Genomic DNA, 17,827 nt, shown 5'->3' on the forward strand with positions numbered 1-17,827 from the left:
AAGGGTGGGGTGCGTGCGATGCAGACGGCCGAAGGGGGACTACGTGAGCAGCACAAGGCCCAGCGGCGAGCTCGGATCCTCGACGCGACCCGGGAACTCCTGCGGGACAGCCCGGAGTCGGTGCTCAGTACCGAGCGGATCGCCGAGCGAGCGGAGGTCGCCCCGGCCACCGTGTACAACCTGATCGGACCGCGCGAGAAGATCTGGGAGGCGCTCGCCGCCGGGTTCATGGACGAACTCGAACGCCGCCTGGCCCTACTGGGGGCCGGTGATCCACGGGAGGTCGTCCGATCGACCGTACGACTGTTCGTAGAGGACCCGGTCGTGTCGCGGCGCCTGGTGCGTGAGTGGGCGAAGAGCGGCCTCGTACTCGACCGCAGTCCGCTCACCCAGCTTCGCCGCGCGATGGCCGAGGCGCAGACACAGGGCATCCTGCGCGCCGACATCCGCACTGACGCGTTGGCCGCCGCCGTCGGCACCTCGTGCGTGGGCGCCCTGCACCAGTGGGTCGCTGCCCTGATCGACGACGACCGGTTCCTCGCGCGCGCTCTGTTCGCACTGGACGTCGTGCTCGCCGCGGCGGCCGCCGACCCCCACCGAGACCGACTGCTGGCACCGCTGCGGACACGAGGCACGTCATGACGGCCGACGCACTCTCACGGCCCCGAAGCTTCGCGGGCGGGGGCGGGATCCGGCTCGCGGCAAACACGTGGGGTGCAGCGTCCTCGCCCCCTCTCCTTCTGCTGCACGGCGGCGGCCAGACACGACACGCCTGGGACCAGACCGGCCCTCGGCTGGCCGAGCTGGGATGGCGGGTCATCGCTCCGGACCTGCGCGGGCACGGCACCAGCCAGTGGTCAGCCGACGGTGACTACGACCTCGACCTGTTCGCCGATGACGTGCGGGCACTCGTCGCCGAACTCGGCGACCGGCCGGTGCTCGTAGGGGCCTCGCTCGGCGGTCTGAGCTCGCTGCTCGCCGCCGGAGAGGCACCCCGGGCGGCGATTCGCGCTCTGGTGCTCGTCGACGTCGCCCACCGGCCGGATCCGCGCGGGGTACGCCGGATCGTCGAGTTCATGCGCCATCGACCGGACGGCTTCGCGAGCGTCGAGGAGGCGGTCGCCGCGGTCGCCGCCTACCTTCCGCACCGCACGCGACCGTACGACCCGGAGCGGCTGCGGAACAATCTGCGACGCCACGGTGATCGCTGGGTCTGGCACTGGGACCCCCGGATGCTGGCCGGCTTCGAGGGCCGGACCGACCCGCCCGGCATGGCGGAGCGTCTTCTCGACGCCGCCCGCCACGCCGACGTGCCGATCCTGCTCATCCGCGGCGGGCTCAGCGACGTGGTGCGCGAGGACATCGCCGTGGAGTTCTGCGACAAGGTCCCCGACGCGCGGTACGTCGATGTGGGCGACGCCGGGCACATGGTGGTCGGCGACCGGAACGAGCCCTTCATCGACGAGCTCATCCCGTTCCTGGAAGGCATCGACTAGCGACCAAGGGCTGCGCTCGCGTTGGCGTGCCGGTCCGGGAGGTCGGGTTCAACTCGCGGTCGCCACTGATCCGCCCCACCGGTACGACCCGTCAGGAAAATCTCGGCGCCATTACCCCAGCGGATGTGCCTCGGCCGGGGCGTCGAACGTGATCCAGGTATCGGGCGGCAGGTCTGGACGCCCCGGAACGGGCCTGCGTTCCTCGGTCCACGCGTCACCGGCGATCTCGATGGCAACGCGCCGCCAGAATCCGACCGCGGCGACGTTGCGATCCTGGAAGGCGACTTCCCACGGCCCCGGGTGTTTCGACACGACCTCTTGAACGGCGCGCAGTCCGATCCCCGTCCGGCGTGCCCCACGAACAACGAAGAAGCTGTTCAGGACGCGTGTCGGAGCAGTCAGGTCGCGGACGAGAGCGAGACCGACGGGGGAGGGGCCACTGGACAAGAGGTAGGGCGCCCAGTCGGCCTGCGCAAAGGCGGCTTGCAGCCGATCACTCCGGAAGGTCCCGTCGGGGTTGGGCAGAGCGCCGCTGAACTCCGACATGTCATGCCCGAAGAGCAACCAGAGGCGCTCCAGCACGGGTTGGTCGGTCACATCGGCCAGGCGCGCGGATACGTCGGTCATCAGTCTCCCTCGTTGTGGACATGAAAAAGCCTCCCTGGCGGACGCGGAGGCGGAGCCCGGCCGGGGAGGCTTGAGTACTGAAAGGGAACGTATCAGGTCCACCTCCGCCTGTCGCGGGCGCCGCTCACACGTCCCGGCGGCACACCACGGTCACCGTCACGGCCACCGCCACCAGCGGCCACACCGCGAAGACCGTCCACGCCTCGGCGGGCGTCACCGGATACTTCTCCGCCGAGCCCGGCACGGCAGGGTTCTCCACCAGGCGCCGCCAGGCGGAGAGCAGCATCGCGTTGCCGATCTCCTTGACCCACCGGTATGTGTCGCCCTGCAAGACCGCAGGCAGCAGCAGAAGTGTGCCGACCACCGCCACGACCGTGCCCGCGGCATGGCGAATGGCCGCGCCGAGCGCCATGCCGACCAGCGCGCACACCGGAGCGAGCAGCGCGGAGGCCGCGATGGCGCGCACCGCTCCGGGGTCGCCGACCGACAGGCCGCCCTCCTCGCGGAGCAGCGCCTGCGTCATACCGAAAGAAACCCCCGCGACGACCACGCCGAGCGCGCACAGCACCGCCGCGACAACGGCCGTCTTCGCCGCGATCACCGCACGGCGGTCCGGCACGGCCGTGAACGTCGTACGGACCAGGCCGCTGGTGTACTCGCCGAAGACGCAGAGCGCCCCCACAGTGGCCGCGATGACCATCCAGAGCTGCCAGGCCGGTTCGACGAAGGCGGTGTGCAGCGGGTCGAACCGGAAGTGCCGCTCGGTCCCGGCCGGAGGCTGGGGCATGCCCGCGAGCCGACGGGCGTTGGACCAGGCGGAGTTCGCATTGATCGCGATCACGACGAGGGCGCCACCGCCGAGCACCCAGTACGTGGAACGCAGCGAGCGGAGTTTGATCCACTCGGCGGCGAGGAGGTCGGTGAAGCGGGCGCGGGGCGTGGTGGTGCCCGCTTGGCCCCGGGCCTCCGCGGTGGGCGTACTCATCGTGTTCCTTCCGCGAGGAGCTGCCCGTGCTCCTCGTGCTTCTCTGTTGGGCTGCGGGACGCCCCTGTGAGGTAGTCCACGCGGTCGGCGGTGAGTTCCATGAACGCCTTCTCCAAGGAGCGGCCACCGGAGGCGAGTTCGTGCAGCGGGATCCGGTGGGCGCATGCCAGTTCGCCGATGCGGGCCGCCGGCAGGCCGGTGACGGTGAGCAGCCCCTCGCCGTCCGCAAGGACCGCGGCACCCTCGTCGGTCAGGACGGTCGCGAGCCCGGCGGCGTCGGGCGTCCGCACGGACACGTCGGGCCGGGACGCACGGGCCGCGAACCGGGCGACGCTTTCGGCGGCGATCAGCTCCCCGCGGCCGATCACGACGAGGTGCTCGGCGGTGTCCTCCATCTCGCCCATCTGGTGGCTGGAGACGAAGACCGTGCGCCCCTCGCCGGCGAGCCGCCGGAAGAGCCCGCGCATCCACGACACACCTTCCGGGTCAAGCCCGTTGAGCGGCTCGTCGAAGAGGAGGACCGGCGGGTCGCCGAGCAGCGCGGCGGCGATGCCGAGCCGCTGCCTCATGCCGAGCGAGTAGCCGGACACGCGTCGCCGCGCCGCCTCGGTGAGGCCTACCTCGGCCAGGACCTCGGCGACCCGGTGACGCGGGATTCCGTTGCCGCGGGCGAGTGCGGCCAGGTGGTCCCATCCGCTGCGTCCGACGTGTACGTCGCCCGCGTCGAGCAGCACGCCGACGTGGCGCAGGCCGCGCGGTCGGTCGCGGAACGGCCGTCCTCCGATGGTGGCGCTACCGCCGGTGGGACTCACCAGGCCGAGCAGCATGCGCAGCGTGGTGGTCTTGCCGGCGCCGTTCGGTCCGAGGAAGCCTGTCACGCGCCCCGGGCGCACCGTGAAACTCAGGGCGTTCACCGCGGTGGTGTCGCCATAGCGCTTGGTCAGTTCATGTACTTCGATCACGGTCCGAATCTGCCGCGCACAGGGCGACCAGGGCATCGGCCGGGCGGCCACATCTGCGGGCTGGGCGGTAGCCCGTGGGCGTACGCCCGGGGGCTATGTCCCGCTGATGGCGCACGCACCTGTGTCTCGCCGTGCAGGCGCTGCTCCTCCGCCGTGAACCTCGATGTCAATGGGCGGTACTGTCGGCCGATGGCGTCTGACGAGTCGAGCGCGTGCCCGCTTCACGGTGCCGGGGTGAGCGGGCAGAGCTTGGTGGGCCGCCGGGTCGTGAAGGTCGTCGCGTCGTGGCACGTATACCCCGGCGATGACCCGGCGGGCCCGCTGGAGGTGTGGCTGATCGATGGCCGAGGTGTCGCCGTTCGCATCACGACCGGATCGGATTGGTGCCTGATCGCAGAGGAGTCGGAGCCGCACGCGGGCTACGACATGGGCGACTCGGGGCTCGTCACGGTGGGAGCGAGCCGGCAGGAGACACCGTTCGCGGACCACATCGGGGAGAGTGTTCTGGCGGTGCGGGAAGACCACGTGTCGAACGCCGGTCGCGTCGCCCTGGAGCTCTCCTTCCCCACCGGCGGCGTCCGTTGTGAGAGCTGGGCCGGGGACCTCCGCCTGTCTGCGACCGGCCGCCAGCCGGGATCGGCAACGTGAACGTGACGTGGGTGCCCAACGGGCCGACCGGTGGTTCGTCACGAAACCCTGGTCAGCCAGGGCTGTCGTTTCGGGTTTCGCTGACGGGTCTGTCGATGCGGTAGACGTAATGGGTGCGGTCGTCGTCCGGATTGTCAGGGGTCAGTTCGGCGGTACCGATCCTGAGCAGTCCGGCCTTCTCCAGGGCCCGCCATGACGCGCGGTTCGCCGCGTGGACCGGGACGACGACGGCGGACGCGTCCGCGTGGTCGGTCCATGTGGCCGCCACGATCTCCCGGATGATGCGGGGGCCAAGTCCCTGCCCCACCCGTGCGGGGTCGCCGAGCAGGTAGTCGATCGTGACCGCCGTTTCGGGGAGTTCGACCTGGTCGGTCATCTCCGCCAGGTAGTTGGGGTAGTCCGCGAATCGACACCGTTGGACCAGAGCGACGGGCGCGCCGTCCAGCATGACCAGAAGATCCTCGGACGGCTCCTCGCCGCGCGTCGCCGGCCCGAAGTCCCGCGCGACCGCCTCCACGGAGGTGTCGTGGCTCCACCAGCGGGCCACGTGCGGTTGCATGAGCCACTGCCGCACCAACCCGAGGTCTCCCTCGGTCACCCTCCGCCACGTGATCACCACGACTCCTCACCTGCTCACCACCGCGCCAGATCACGCCGACCCCAGCCAGCGGCTCGTCACGCGGCCACCGGGTAATGGGTTCATGACTGCCGCCGAGTCCGCCGAATCCGCCGCGCGGATCCTCACGGCGGCGGCCCCCGAACTCGGCGCCGGCGTGCGCAAGGCGACGGCGAAGGCGGCCGCGGCCGTGTGCGGGGAGGCCGCGCTGATGCGGGCCTGGGGACACGGCCCCGGCGAGCTGGAGCGGAGGCCGTTCGACCGGCGCGCCCGGTTCGCCGAACGGCTGCGCACCAGTCGCCTCGCCCAGTGGGCGGAGCTGATCGGCCGCTTCCGTCAGATGGCCGAGGGTGAGCGCGCCCGCAAGGTCGAGAACACCAAGGGGAACTGGTCGGCGTCACACTCGGCGACCTCTCCCGCGTGGCCCCCTCCGAGCCCGCCGGCCTCGGCCTGCCCGAGCAGAGTGCGGTGTTCGGCCGCGCGGCGCGGCCATGGCGTGCGCCCCGGCGCTGCTGGATCAGGCCCGCCACGCCGGGCGGAACTTCGTGATGATCACCGACGACGAGTGCGAGGGCACCGAGGAATGGATGCGCGGCTGGAACCGAGACGGCTCCGTGCCGCCCCCGGCCATCACGCTCACCCGCTCAGCGAATCGACAGGTCGAAGCACGGAAGGGCGGACGGCTGCTTGCGCGAGGACGAGTTCCCGCGCGGTCTCCATGTCGCTGAACGGGAGCAGTTCACCGCGGACGGCCTGGTGCGGTTCGCTGCCCTTGCCGGCTATGAGGACGGTGTCCCCGGGACCGGCCGAGGACAGCGCGAAGGCGATCGCCTCACGACGGTCGGCGAGCCGCTCGAACGGCGTGCCGGTGGCCGCGAGGCCCGGGGTGATCTGGTCCAAGATCGCCTCAGGGTCCTCGAAGCGAGGGTTGTCGCAGGTCAGGACGCACAGATCCGAGTGGGTGCCCGCGATGCTCCCCATCTCGGCCCGCTTCGTGGTGTCTCGGTCGCCGCCGCAGCCGAAGACAGTGATCACCCGGCCGGGTGCGTAGCCGCGGATGGTGGTCAGAACCTTGTCCAGGGAGTCGGGGGAGTGGGCGTAGTCCACGATCACGGTGGCGCCCTCAGGGGTCTCGAAGCGTTCGAACCGCCCGGGGACGGGCGGAAGCTGTGCGAGCGCGCCGACGAGGGCGTCCAGGTCGTGCCCCAGTACGTGGCAGGCGGCGAGCGTCGCAAGGGAGTTGGCCACCGAGTACCGGCCCGGGAACGGTATCGCCGCCGGATACGCCCGCCCCTCGTGGTGCAGGGTGAACCGCGTACCCGAGGCACTCACCACGAGGTCGGTCGCGCGGTAGTCCGCCGGTGCGTCGAGAGCGTAAGTGGTCACCGCGCCGGGCATCATGGCCGCGATCCCGGCCCCCACCGGGTCGTCGGCGTTGACCACCGCGTGCCGGCACAAGCCCTGGAAGAGCCGGAGTTTGGCATCCCGGTAGTCGGCCATCGTCCCGTGGTCGTCCAGGTGATCCTGCGTCAGATTGGTGAACACGCCGACGTCGATGAACGTCCGGTCCACCCGGTGTGTCAGCAGGGCCATGGAGGTGGCCTCCAGGACCACACTGCTGGCCGCGTGGTCGCGCATGTATCCCAACAGGTACTGGAGGTCGGGCGATTCCGGCGTGGAGAGCACCGAGTGCGGCATGCGGATCTGTTCGTCGCCGATCCGGCTGCCGGCCGTCCCGATGACCCCCACCTTCGCTCCGGCGGAGATCCGCAGGGCGGATTCGATCATGTACGAGACGGACGTCTTGCCGTTGGTGCCGGTGATCGCCACCATGTCCATCCGCCGCCCCGGTTCGCCGAAGTACCGGGCGGCCACCACCGCGGCCGCCCGTCGCGTGTCCGCCACCCGCACGACACACCCGTCCGCGGGCCACGGCATCGCAGGCAGCGTCGGATCATCCCCCTCGACGATGACGGCGGCGGCCCCGCGGGCGAACGCGTCGGCCACGGAACCCGGCCCGCCCTCCTGGTGACCGGGTACGGCGACGAAAACGGAACCAGGCAGCACCCGGTCGACATCGAAAGTCACACCACCGGTGATCGCGGTCGCTCCCGGGTCGCCCCGCAGTGCGTGGTGTGGGTGTCCGGCCAACAACTCGTTCAGCTTCACGATGATCCCTTCGAAGTGGCGCGGCCCGCGCGTGCGGTCGCAGCTGGGGGCGAGAGGTGACGTCCGGAAACGGAGAGCGTCCGGCGCCGATGGACCCGAGGGAGAAGATCCGGCGCACGCCACCGGAGGAGCGGCGAGCCGGTGCGAGATTCGCTAGCCGTGGTCGTGCAGGGCGATACGCCGGGCCCCGGGCGTCCGGAGGCCCGCCGCGGCAACCGGCCGTCCGGCGCCGGGGCGCGGTTCAGAGGCGGCCGACCGCCGGCCCTGCCTCGTGCAACCCGTGTGGCCCATGTGGCCGAGTGTACGGCCGCCGTACCTGTCCGGCAGTGACGTTTCTGTGGTGAATGTGCTGCACCGGGAGGGTGAGAGTAGCGCGGGTCGGGGAGTTCCGCTCTCGACGCCGAGATGATCCTGTCCCGGCATCCCCCACCTGAATCCCTCCACCTGAAGCCCCCACGCGAATCTCCCCCACGATCAGGAGCCAGGCGTTGAAGCACGGAACGAAGTTGCGGGACCGGATCGCCACGCCGGGCACGACTCCTCTGATCGGCGTGTACGACATGTACTCCGCGTCCGTCGCCGCCGGTCACTACGACGGGATGTTCGTGTCCGGCTTCGGCTTCGCGGCCTCGTACTACGGGCTGCCCGACATCGGCTTCATCGCCTGGCCGGACATGGTGGCGTTCACGCAGCGGCTGCGGGGCGCGTTCCCGGGGCACCACCTGCTCGTGGACATCGACGACGGGTACGCCGATCCCGAAGTGGCCTGTCACGTGGTGGAGAGCCTGGAGCGGATCGGGGCTTCCGGAGTGATCCTGGAGGACCAGAAGCGGCCCCGCCGCTGCGGGCACGCGGACGGCAAGCAGGTGCTGCCGCTCGACGAGTACCTGACCAAGCTGGAAATGGTGCTGCGGACCCGCAGGGACATGGTCGTGGTGGCCCGGACCGACGCGACGGACGAGGCCGACATCATGGAGCGCGCCAGGTGTCTGGCGGCCACCGACGCTGACGTGGTCCTGGTGGACGGCGTACGCGACGTGGAGGGCATCCGCCGGATCCGCGAGGTGGTCGACGGCAAACCCCTGCTGTTCAACCAGATCGCCGGCGGCAAGTCCCCGCGGCTCTCGCTCGCCGAACTCACTGATCTCGGCATGGACGTCGCCATCTACAGCACGCCCTGCCTCTTCGCCGCGCACGAGGCGATGGAGGCCGCGCTCACCGAACTGAAGCGGGCCGACGGCAGGTTGCCGTCCGTCGACCCCGTCCGCGGCATCGGAGTCGCCGCCTCGACCCGGCTCCTGGAACGGAACATCGCCCGCCACCACCCCAAGGACGCGGAAAACGCCTGAGCCTGGCCGAATTTCGACTTGCTAAGGCGAGGCGACGAGATGCCACCCCCCGTTTCGCGGAACGGTTAGGTTAGGCTAACCTCTGACGCGTGCATGTTGGTGAAGAGACCGCCGAGGCCACGCGCCCCCAGGGTCATGAACTGTCGGCCACGGGTGTCACCGTGGCGTACGAAGGCGTCGACGTCGTCCACGACGCCGCGATGACGCTGCGCCCGGGCGAGGTGACCGTGCTGGTCGGTCCGAACGGCAGCGGGAAGTCGACGCTGCTGCGCACGCTCGCGCGCCTCCAGCGGCCCCGGACCGCCACCCTTGTCATCGACGGCGAGACCGACGGCCTGGCCCTGAGCCCCCGCGAGTTCTCCCGGCACGTCGCGCTGCTCACCCAGGGCCGCCCCACGCCCAGCGGACTGACCGTGCGGGACGTCGTCGAATTCGGTCGCTACCCGCACCGGGGCCGCTGGGGCAGGACCGACCCGGGCGGCCGGGCCGCGGTCGACCGTGCCCTCGCCATGACCGGCGTCGCGGACCTCGCCGAACGGGGCGCCGAAAACCTGTCCGGCGGCCAGCTCCAGCGCGTCTGGCTCGCCGGCTGCCTCGCCCAGGAGACGGGCGTGCTCCTGCTCGACGAGCCGACGAACCACCTCGACCTGCGCTACCAGGTCGAACTCCTCGACCTCATGCGGGACCTGGCGGACGACCACGGGATCGCCGTCGGAGCCGTCCTGCACGACCTCGACCAGGCGGCCGCCATCGCCGACCGGATCCTGCTGCTGGACGCGGGGCGGGTCGTCGCGGACGGCGACCCCGCAGACGTACTGACACCGCAGCGGCTGACCGACACGTACGGCATCCGCATCGAAGTCGACTCCGACCCCCTCACCGGCCGCCTGCGCACCCGCGCCATCGGCCTCGCACACCGACCACCGGGCCGCCGACGACGCCAAGAAGAACGCCTCCGCCCTGACCCTCACCGACGGCACCGGCACGAAGGTGAAGCTGGACGGCCCGGCGAAGAAGGTCGTCGGCACCGAGTGGAACGCCGTGGAGAGCCTGATATCGCTCGGGGTCGACCCGACCGGCGTCGCCGACGTCAAGGGCTACAAGACCTGGGACACCGCCGTCCCGCTGAAGAACGACCCATCACGCGCGGCGACCGAGCACCTGAAGCAGATGCGCAAGATCGCCCCGGTCCTCAACCTGCGCCCCGCCGACGCCGCGGACCCCATCGGCCAGATGACGGAGAACCTCGACCTCCTCGCCGAGGCCACCGGCACCACCGAGCGGGCCACGAAGCTCAAGAAGGACTTCGAGGCGAAGCTCGCCGAGGGCAGGAAGAAGCTCGCCGCCGCCGGTCACGGCGGCGCGAAGTACGCCTTCGCCGACGGCTACGTCACCGGCAACCAGACCTCGATCCGGCCGTACACCAGCGGTTCGCTCATCGGAGCCGTCAACGAGAAGCTCGGCCTGAAGAACGACTGGACGGCCAAGGGCGACAAGGCCTACGGCCTCGGCGCCACCGACGTCGAGGGCCTCACCAAGCTCGACAAGGACGTGCACTTCGCCTATATCGGCAACGACGGCGACAAGAGCAGCAACCCGTTCACCGGCGTCCTGAAGAAGGACAAGGTGTGGACGTCGCTGCCGTTCGTGAAGAAGGGCAACGTGCACCGGCTGCCCGACGGCATCTGGATGTTCGGCGGCACCGAGTCGATGAGTCAGTACATCGACTCCGTCGTCGAGGCGCTGAAGAAGTAGCACCATGGCCGTCACCGCAACCACCCCCGCCGCCCGCCCGTCGACAGCCGCCTCCCGTACGGGCGCGGCCGCGGTGACGGCCGCACTGGTCCTCCTCGTCGCCGCGCTCGCGGTCGTCGACATCACCCAGGGCACGGCCGCCGTCGGCCCCGCCGAGGTGTGGAAGGCGTTCACCGGCAGTGCCGACACGGCCGACGCGTCCGTCGTCGTCGCCTCCCGGCTGCCGAGAATGACCGCGGGCCTGCTCGTCGGCGCCGTACTCGGCATGGCGGGCGCCGCCCTCCAGGCGGTCAGCCGCAACGTCCTCGCCTCGCCCGACACCCTCGCCGTCAACGCGGGCTCGTACCTCGCCCTCGGCGTCGCCGCCGCCACCGGCATATCGCTGCCGCTCCTCGCCTCCTCCGGCATCGCGTTCATCGGCGGCCTCGCCGCGGCGGCCGTCGTCCTCGGCCTGTCCGGCCTCGGCGCGGGCACGGTCCGCCTCGTCCTCGCGGGCAGCGCCCTCACCCTCGGCCTCACCGCCGTCACCGAGGGCCTGCTCCTGCTGTTCCCCCACGAGACCGAGGGCCTCTACAAGTGGAACCAGGGGAGCATCGCGCAGAACGGCTTCGACGGCGTACTTCAGATGCTGCCCATCGGCGCCGTCGGACTCATCGGTCTGATCCTGCTCGCCCGCAGGGTCGACGCGCTGGCCCTCGGTGACGACGCCGCGCACGGCGTCGGTGTCCCCGTGCGCTCCACCCGCGTCGTCGCGGTCGTGCTCGCCGCGCTGCTCTCCACCGCCGCCGTCACCCTCGCCGGACCCGTCGGCTTCGTCGGCCTGTGCGCGCCCGCGCTCGTACGCCCCCTCGCCCGCAGGTTCCGCGCCTTCACCCGCTCGCGGTCCCGGCTGCCGTTCGCGGGTCTCACCGGCGCGGCCCTGGTCCTCGGCTCCGACGTGCTGCTGCGCGCCGTCGTCCCCTCGGACACCGCGGTCGCCGTGCCCACCGGCGTCGTCACCAGCCTCGTCGGCGCGGTCTTCCTGGTCGTCATGGCCGCGCGGGCCAAGGACACGGCGGCCGCCGCCCCCGCCGACAAGCTGCGCATCCGCAGCAGGACCGTCTTCGTCGTCACGACGACCGTCCTCGTGGCCGCGCTGATCGGCCTGGTCATCGCCGCCGTACTCATCGGGGACAGCAAGCTGCTGATGGGCGACGTGGTCAACTGGGCCCAGGGCAGAGCCGGGCAGACCGTCACCTTCGTCCTGGACACCCGCGTGCCGCGCGTGATCGCCGCCCTCTGCGCGGGAGCGGCACTGGCCCTCGCCGGGACACTCATCCAGGCCGTGACGCGCAACCCCCTCGCCGAACCGGGTGTTCTGGGCGTCACCAACGGCGCCGCGGTGGGCGCCGTCCTGCTCGTCACGACCGTGCCGGCGGCCGGTTCCTGGAGCATCGCCGCGGGCGCGTTCGCGGGCGCCGCGGTCAGCTCACTGCTCGTCTTCGGCCTCGCGGCGAGGGGCGGGTTCCAGCAGAACCGGCTCGTCCTCGTCGGATTCGGGGTCGCCACGGGAGCGACGGCCGTCATCAGCCTGCTCATCATCCTCACCGACCCGTTCAACGCGACGAAGGCACTGACCTGGCTCGCGGGCTCGACCTACGGGCGGACCCTGCCCGACGTGGTGCCTCTCGCGGCCGTCCTCGCCGTGGGCCTGGTCGTCGCGGTCGTACGACGCACCGAACTCGACCTGGTGTCACTCGACGAGGACACCCCGAGGCTGCTCGGCCTAGACCTGGGCCGCGGACGCCTGGGCTTCCTCGTCCTCGCCGTCCTGCTGAGCGCCACCGCGGTATCGGCCGCCGGCACGATCGGCTTCGTCGGGCTCGTCGCGCCGCACGCCGCCCGGGCCCTGGTGGGCCGCCGGCACGTTCGGGTGGTGCCGGTCGCCGTCCTCCTCGGCGCCATCCTCGTGTGCGCCGCCGACCTGGTGGGCCGGACGGTCATCGCCCCGGCCCAGCTCGGCGCCGGGCTCATGACGGCCGTGATCGGCACGCCGTACTTCCTCTATCTGCTCGTACGCAGCCGCCGATAGGGAGCCCGGTGAGTCGGGGGAGAGGGTGTGCGGGGGCGTACGCGTCAGGGCAGGGCACGCGCCCGCACCGTCGGATCCGCGGCCGTGCTCGCACGCGGCTGCAAATGGGTGCAGGGCCCGGCGAAGCCCTGCGGCATACGCATACGGTGCGCGAGGTCACGCGCCAGGCGTCGCGTGAGGCGGCTGTACCAGTCCACATCCGGGTAGAAAGCCCGCAGGTGGGAGACGGCACGTGTCCCCAGACCGCTGTCCTGCAGCGGGCCGGTCACTTGAGCGTGGGTCACCACACCGCTGCCGCACTCTTCGCAGACCTGGTAGTCGAGGCGGCCGACGATGCGGCGCCCGTACACCAGGAGCAGGCAGCGCGCTTCGTCACCCGTCGGTGCGGGGGAGTGGAGGATCTCCACGTCGCGGTAGGCGAGCAGCCGCCGGTGCAGCCGGCCACGGCGACGACGGCGACGGGCGTGACGGGGCTCTCCGCGGAGCCGGGCGCCGGGCAGAGAGGCAATGGGCGGGAGAAGGTTTGTCCCAAGCATCCCTTGCGTCTACCCCTGCCCGGCGCGAGCACTCCGGTTCCCTCCGAAAGCCGCGAGGTCAGGCATGGGACAGGGCGAACGACACGAGGAAACCGCACACCGTGATCAGCCCTATGGCCAGGTGAGCGTTCTCGAACGCCTCCGGGATCATCGTGTCGGCGATCATGGCGAGGATCGCGCCGGCCGCCACCGCGGTCACAGCCGCCACCACCGCCGTGGACATCCCGCCCACCACCGCGTACCCGAGCACCGCCGACGCCGTACTGGCCAGCGCGATCACCCCCCACACGCCGAACACATACGCCTTGCCGCGCCCCGCCCGCCTCATCCCGGCGGAGCTGGACAGGCCCTCGGGTACGTTGCTGATGAACACCGCGGCCACCGTCGCCACACTGACCGCACCGCCCTTCAGCAGGCTCACCCCGATGACCGCCGACTCCGGTACGCCGTCCAGCAGGGCCCCCAGCGCCAGCGCCAGCCCCGAGCCGCCCTGTTCGGACTCGGAAGGCTGCTTGCCGTGGCCGCTGCGCTTGCGGTGGCGGGCGCCGCGCCGTGCCAGCCAGGCGTTTCCGGCCGTATAGGCGAGCGCCCCGGCCACCGTGCCGATCGCCGCCGGTGCGAGGCCGGCCTCGTCGTACGCCTCCGCGACCAGTTCGAAGGACACGGCCGACAGCAGGACTCCCGCACCGAACGCCATCACGGATGCCACCAGCCACTGGGGCACCCGGACTCCGTACCCGATCACCGCCCCCAGCAGCAGGGCGGAACCGGCCACAAGGCCCCATACACCGGCTTCGAAGATTTCAGGCATGCGATCTTCCCTACCCGCTCGGCGCCGTACGCCACGCGGATCAACCGGACGACGTGCCGGGAGACCACACGCCGAACCACTGCTCGGCGCCGTAGTCCTCGTACCGCTCCACCTCCACGAAGCCCAGCTTCGCCGCGAGGCGCATCGAGCGGTCGTTGGCGGTCTGGGTGCGGAGCACCACCGACTCGCTGGGATTCGCGTCGGCGAACCAGTCGAGTGCCGCCGCGCACGCCTCGGCGGCGTATCCCCGTCCCCATGCCTGGGGCAGTAACAGGTAACCGAGCTCGGTCCTCCCGACGTCCGGACGTATGTGGCCCGGACGGTCTGCGTGCGGATCGAGCATGACCTTGCCGATCATCGCTCCGTCGAGATCGATGACGAAAACCCCGGGGCGCCGCCCGGGCACCTCGGGCATCGCGCGCTCGAGTTCATCGCGCGGCTGAGGACCACCGAGGTAGGTATTTACCTCGGGCGAGGCGAAGAGTTCGATGAACGCCGCACGGTCCCGGGCGTCTGACCGGCGCAACACGAGCCGCTCGGTCCTGATCGGGGCGGGCGGCCGGGCGGCGGATCCTGGTTCGGTCATGGCGGGCAACCTACCAACGCCCGCAGGGCGGCAGGTGTTTGCAGGCCCCGGTGCCGTCCCCGCTCGTTTGCCGCCGCGCCGCAGGAAAACGATTGACGCCGAGGTGTCGCCCGTGAACCATTCCGGCCGTGACAACGGACACCAATCATGACCGGGCTGCCCACGGTCGAGGCTCTTCGGCCGACCGCCCGCTCGCCCTGATCACCGGGGTCGGCCGCACCGTCGGCATCGGCGCGGGCATCGCCCTTCGACTGGCCGCATCGGGCTGGGACATCGCCTTCACGTACTGGACCCCCTACGACGACCGCATGAGCTGGGGCAGCGAGCCCGGCGCGACCGAAGCGATCAGCCGGTCGTTGGCCGAACACGGCGCGTCCACCACCGCGATCGAGGCGGATCTCGCCGACCCGGACACCCCGGCACGCGTCTTCGACAGAGTCGAAGCGCAAATGGGCAATGTCACCGCGCTGGTGATGAGTCACTGCGAGTCCGTCGACTCCGGGCTGCTCGACACCACCGTCGAGAGCTTCGACCGGCACTTCGCCGTCAACGCGCGCGCCACCTGGCTGCTCATTCGCGAATTCGGACGCCGCTTCGCCGCGGAACGGGGAACCGGCCGGATCGTCAGCCTCACCAGTGATCACACCGTCGGCAACCTGCCCTACGGGGCCAGCAAGGGCGCCCTGGACCGCATCACCCTGGCCGCCGCCCACGAACTCGCACACCTCGGCGTGACCGCCAACGTGATCAATCCCGGGCCGGTCGACACCGGCTGGATGCCCGAGGAAGTCCGTGAGCACTGTGTCCGCAGCACCCCGCTCGGCCGGCTGGGCACCCCGAGGGACACCGCGCACCTCGTGGACTTCCTGTGCTCCAAGGAGGGCGAGTGGATCAACGGTCAGCTGCTGATGAGCAACGGCGGCCTCGCATAGGCGCCGAAAAGCCCCGGGGACACCAACATCCCCGGGACCCGGCCGTCTGGACTCACGCAGTCGTGATCAGCACCAGCTGCCGTCGTTGGGGAGGCGGGAGAACGCCTTCCAGGCGGCCTTGGTCTTGGTTCCGGCCACGCCGTCGATGCCGCCGGTGTCATAGCCGATGTCGACCAGGAACCGCTGGAGGCCCCGGATGGTGTTCGGGCCTACGGCGCCGTCGACGGCTCCGGCGTTGTAATTGCGGTCGTTGAGGAACAGCTGCCAGGCCTTCCAGCTGCTGGTGCCGAGCTGGCCGTCGATGGCGCCAGGGTTGTACCTACCGCGCGGTGCGGCGTCGCGGACGTAGCACTGCACACTCTTGCCCTCGGAGATGGAGAGGCCGAGATTGTTGACGGCTTGGATGGTGGCGGAACCGCTGGGCTGCTGGGCGGGCGCGGCGACGGCCGCTGTCGCGCCGGCGACGGTGCCGAGGCTGAGGGCGGCAGCGGTGAAGGTGGTCAACAGCGCTCTCGTGAGCATGCGCGATGCCATGAGTGTCCCCCTTGGTGGGCCAACGGTCGGAGCCGGCTGAGGTACGTACCGGCGGCGCAGTGTCTAGCAGCTCGGCCACGGCCGGGCGAGGGGCCGGTGAGGGGTTGCCCCGTGAATTGGACTGGCTCGTATGAGACGGCAGTTCCCGGGCGCGAAGCCGACGATGTAGGGGAACGGCCTGATGACTGACGTCGCTTGACGGTTTATCAGCCAGCTCGGACGAGGTTGCGCAGTATGGGACACGTGCGAATGACGGGAAACCGCCCAGGGTTCAGCCGCGGCACGCCGGACCGGCCGAGTCCGGTACCCGCGCGGCGCACACGGGCGGAGACCCTGGTCGTCCGGGAGCCGCGCAGCCGGCCGGCGGTGGGTTGACTCGATTTGACCCAGCGGGTTGACTACCTCAAATCCGTTGAACGGTCACATGAGTGAGGGGTTTTGTGAGGGCGGGTCGGCGAAGTGAAACGGCGTCGATCAGCTGGCGATTTCGCGCACTCGTGGCGAGTTATGCCGTTTCCGCCTATGGGAACTTCCTCAACCTGATCGCCCTGAGCCTGTTCACGTACGAAGTCGTGGGCAGCGCCTTCGGTATCGGCGCGGTGATGGCGCTCCGGTTGTTCTCCGGCATGCTGGCGGGCCTGGGCGCGGGCGCGCTCACCACGGCCCTCGGCCGCCGCACCGTGATGATGGGCGCCGACGTGGCGCAGGCCCTCGCGATGGCGCTGCTCGCGGTCAGCGCCCGTGATCCCTCGCTCACCCTCCTCCTGGGCGCGGTCATCGTCCTCGGCGCGGGGAACACACTGTTCACGGTGGCGCTGCGCAGCGCCGTGCCGGTACTCGTCGGTCACGACGAGCGTTCGCGGGCCAACGGGCTGCTGATGGCGGGGCGTTCGGCTGCCACCGTCCTCGGATACGGCTCGGCCGCGGCCGTCATCGCCTCCGGCGGGTACGCGCTCGCGTTCGCGGTCAACAGCGCCAGCTTCGTGGTGTCGGCGGCGGTCGTACTGGTGCTGCGGCCCCGCACCGACGCCGAGGACGCGGCGGACGAGGGACCCCCGACGGAACCGGCCCCGGGGCGGCGGAAGACCGGCGCGAGGCTCGGACTGGCGGGAATCCCCGCGCTGTTGGCCGGGGCGCTCCTGCTGCGGGGCACCGACGCGTTCGCCTCCTCCTCGCACAACGTGGCCCTGCCGATCGTGGCCGGCCTGGAGTCCCCGGACAATCCGGCGCTGTTCATGACCCAGTTCTGGGTGGCCTGGGCCGTGGGGGCCCTCCTCTCCCACCAGGTCCTCAAACGCTTCCAGCCCGAAAAGGCATACGGTGAGCGCGCGTTCGCGCTCGGAACCGCCGCCATGGCGGTCTTCTTCGTGCTCGTCTTCACGGGACTGCCCACCCCCGCCCTGATCCTGGCGGCCCTCGCGGCGGGAATCGCCGACGGCTGTACCGAGATCGTGTACGTCTCGCGCCTACAGGCCGCGCCCGAGCGGGAACGCAGCCGCCTGTTCGGCATGTCGGCGTCCGCCGAGACCGCCGGCTTCACCCTTGGCATGATCGCCGCAGCCGCCGCGCTGGAAGGCTTCCCCGTGCTCGCGGTCGTCGCCGCCTTCCACGGAACCGCCCTGTGCGGGGCGTTGGCGCTCCTGGCGTTCGCCGCCGCGCGCCGTCGCGGCGCTGCCATGCCCCCCCGGTCGCGACACCCGCGGTCCTGGGTCCACGACACCACTGACAGCTGAAGCAGAAGGGGGCGGAC

Annotated in this window: 16 protein-coding genes and 3 pseudogenes; 10 read left to right on the plus strand and 9 right to left on the minus strand. The window is 71.0% G+C overall.

The window, feature by feature from the left end; translation table 11 throughout:
• Positions 1–18 precede the first annotated feature (18 nt).
• Both KKZ08_RS37680 and KKZ08_RS37685 read left to right on the plus strand, forming a co-directional pair.
• Positions 19–642, plus strand: a complete 624-nt coding sequence (locus tag KKZ08_RS37680) for a TetR/AcrR family transcriptional regulator (protein ID WP_223778719.1) — start codon at positions 19–21, stop codon at positions 640–642.
• The gene (locus tag KKZ08_RS37685) at positions 639–1,496 is read left to right on the plus strand and encodes an alpha/beta hydrolase (RefSeq protein ID WP_223778720.1); all 858 of its coding nucleotides are present in this window, start codon (positions 639–641) and stop codon (positions 1,494–1,496) included. The genes KKZ08_RS37680 and KKZ08_RS37685 overlap by 4 nt, the downstream gene beginning before the upstream one ends.
• A 111-nt stretch (positions 1,497–1,607) precedes the next feature.
• Here the strand turns inward: KKZ08_RS37685 and KKZ08_RS37690 are convergent, their stop codons facing one another.
• The 3 genes from KKZ08_RS37690 to KKZ08_RS37700 form a co-directional block, all read right to left on the minus strand.
• Positions 1,608–2,123 carry a GNAT family N-acetyltransferase gene (locus tag KKZ08_RS37690; protein ID WP_223778721.1) on the minus strand — a complete coding sequence of 172 codons (516 nt, stop codon included), beginning with the start codon at positions 2,121–2,123 and terminating at the stop codon, positions 1,608–1,610.
• A 124-nt stretch (positions 2,124–2,247) separates the two neighbouring features.
• Positions 2,248–3,108, minus strand: a complete 861-nt coding sequence (locus KKZ08_RS37695) for an ABC transporter permease (RefSeq protein ID WP_223778722.1) — start codon at positions 3,106–3,108, stop codon at positions 2,248–2,250.
• Entirely contained in the window at positions 3,105–4,070 is a 966-nt protein-coding gene (locus KKZ08_RS37700; protein WP_223778723.1) for an ATP-binding cassette domain-containing protein, read from the minus strand. Before KKZ08_RS37700 ends, KKZ08_RS37695 begins: the two co-directional genes overlap by 4 nt.
• Positions 4,071–4,304: 234 nt before the next feature.
• Between KKZ08_RS37700 and KKZ08_RS37705 the strand changes: the two genes are divergently transcribed.
• Positions 4,305–4,718: a hypothetical protein gene (locus tag KKZ08_RS37705; protein ID WP_223778724.1), complete on the plus strand. Its 414-nt coding sequence runs from the start codon at positions 4,305–4,307 to the stop codon at positions 4,716–4,718.
• 52 nt (positions 4,719–4,770) lie between these two features.
• Here KKZ08_RS37705 and KKZ08_RS37710 read toward each other — a convergent pair whose 3' ends face one another.
• Positions 4,771–5,334: a GNAT family N-acetyltransferase gene (locus KKZ08_RS37710; RefSeq protein ID WP_223778725.1), complete on the minus strand. Its 564-nt coding sequence runs from the start codon at positions 5,332–5,334 to the stop codon at positions 4,771–4,773.
• A 91-nt stretch (positions 5,335–5,425) separates the two neighbouring features.
• Here KKZ08_RS37710 and KKZ08_RS37715 point away from each other — a divergent pair.
• Positions 5,426–5,936, plus strand: a pseudogene (locus KKZ08_RS37715) (hypothetical protein); the annotation flags it as partial.
• Positions 5,937–5,970: 34 nt separating this feature from the next.
• Here KKZ08_RS37715 and KKZ08_RS37720 read toward each other — a convergent pair.
• Entirely contained in the window at positions 5,971–7,503 is a 1,533-nt protein-coding gene (locus KKZ08_RS37720; RefSeq protein ID WP_223778726.1) for a UDP-N-acetylmuramoyl-L-alanyl-D-glutamate--2,6-diaminopimelate ligase, read from the minus strand.
• Between the two features lie 488 nt (positions 7,504–7,991).
• Here KKZ08_RS37720 and KKZ08_RS37725 point away from each other — a divergent pair, with 488 nt between their 5' ends.
• The 4 genes and pseudogenes from KKZ08_RS37725 to KKZ08_RS37740 all read left to right on the plus strand — a co-directional run bounded on the left by KKZ08_RS37725 (position 7,992) and on the right by KKZ08_RS37740 (position 12,678).
• The gene (locus KKZ08_RS37725; protein ID WP_223778727.1) at positions 7,992–8,852 is read left to right on the plus strand and encodes an isocitrate lyase/PEP mutase family protein; all 861 of its coding nucleotides are present in this window, start codon (positions 7,992–7,994) and stop codon (positions 8,850–8,852) included.
• 89 nt (positions 8,853–8,941) lie between these two features.
• Positions 8,942–9,760: pseudogene (locus KKZ08_RS37730) on the plus strand (ABC transporter ATP-binding protein); the annotation flags it as partial.
• Between the two features lie 19 nt (positions 9,761–9,779).
• Positions 9,780–10,607, plus strand: a pseudogene (locus tag KKZ08_RS37735) (ABC transporter substrate-binding protein); the annotation flags it as partial.
• Between the two features lie 4 nt (positions 10,608–10,611).
• On the plus strand, positions 10,612–12,678 hold the full coding sequence (locus KKZ08_RS37740; protein WP_223778728.1) for an iron ABC transporter permease: 2,067 nt from the start codon (positions 10,612–10,614) through the stop codon (positions 12,676–12,678).
• Positions 12,679–12,722: 44 nt separating this feature from the next.
• Here KKZ08_RS37740 and KKZ08_RS37745 read toward each other — a convergent pair whose 3' ends face one another.
• The 3 genes from KKZ08_RS37745 to KKZ08_RS37755 all read right to left on the minus strand — a co-directional run bounded on the left by KKZ08_RS37745 (position 12,723) and on the right by KKZ08_RS37755 (position 14,611).
• Positions 12,723–13,085 carry a hypothetical protein gene (locus KKZ08_RS37745; RefSeq protein ID WP_223778729.1) on the minus strand — a complete coding sequence of 121 codons (363 nt, stop codon included), beginning with the start codon at positions 13,083–13,085 and terminating at the stop codon, positions 12,723–12,725.
• A gap of 187 nt (positions 13,086–13,272) precedes the next feature.
• Complete coding sequence (locus tag KKZ08_RS37750) at positions 13,273–14,025, minus strand: ZIP family zinc transporter (RefSeq protein WP_223778730.1); 753 nt, start codon at positions 14,023–14,025, stop codon at positions 13,273–13,275.
• A 40-nt stretch (positions 14,026–14,065) separates the two neighbouring features.
• Positions 14,066–14,611, minus strand: a complete 546-nt coding sequence (locus tag KKZ08_RS37755; protein WP_223778731.1) for a GNAT family N-acetyltransferase — start codon at positions 14,609–14,611, stop codon at positions 14,066–14,068.
• A 128-nt stretch (positions 14,612–14,739) separates the two neighbouring features.
• Here KKZ08_RS37755 and KKZ08_RS37760 point away from each other — a divergent pair, with 128 nt between their 5' ends.
• Positions 14,740–15,543, plus strand: coding sequence for an SDR family oxidoreductase (locus KKZ08_RS37760; RefSeq protein WP_223778732.1), 804 nt, complete (start codon positions 14,740–14,742; stop codon positions 15,541–15,543).
• Between the two features lie 66 nt (positions 15,544–15,609).
• On the opposite strand, the gene KKZ08_RS37765 is transcribed toward KKZ08_RS37760, so the two are convergent.
• Entirely contained in the window at positions 15,610–16,077 is a 468-nt protein-coding gene (locus tag KKZ08_RS37765; protein WP_223778733.1) for a peptidoglycan-binding domain-containing protein, read from the minus strand.
• Positions 16,078–16,574: 497 nt separating this feature from the next.
• Between KKZ08_RS37765 and KKZ08_RS37770 the strand changes: the two genes are divergently transcribed.
• Positions 16,575–17,810, plus strand: coding sequence for an MFS transporter (locus KKZ08_RS37770; RefSeq protein ID WP_263303392.1), 1,236 nt, complete (start codon positions 16,575–16,577; stop codon positions 17,808–17,810).
• Positions 17,811–17,827: the final 17 nt, after the last annotated feature.

It is taken from the genome of Streptomyces sp. 135 (assembly GCF_020026305.1).
GTDB lineage: Bacteria > Actinomycetota > Actinomycetes > Streptomycetales > Streptomycetaceae > Streptomyces.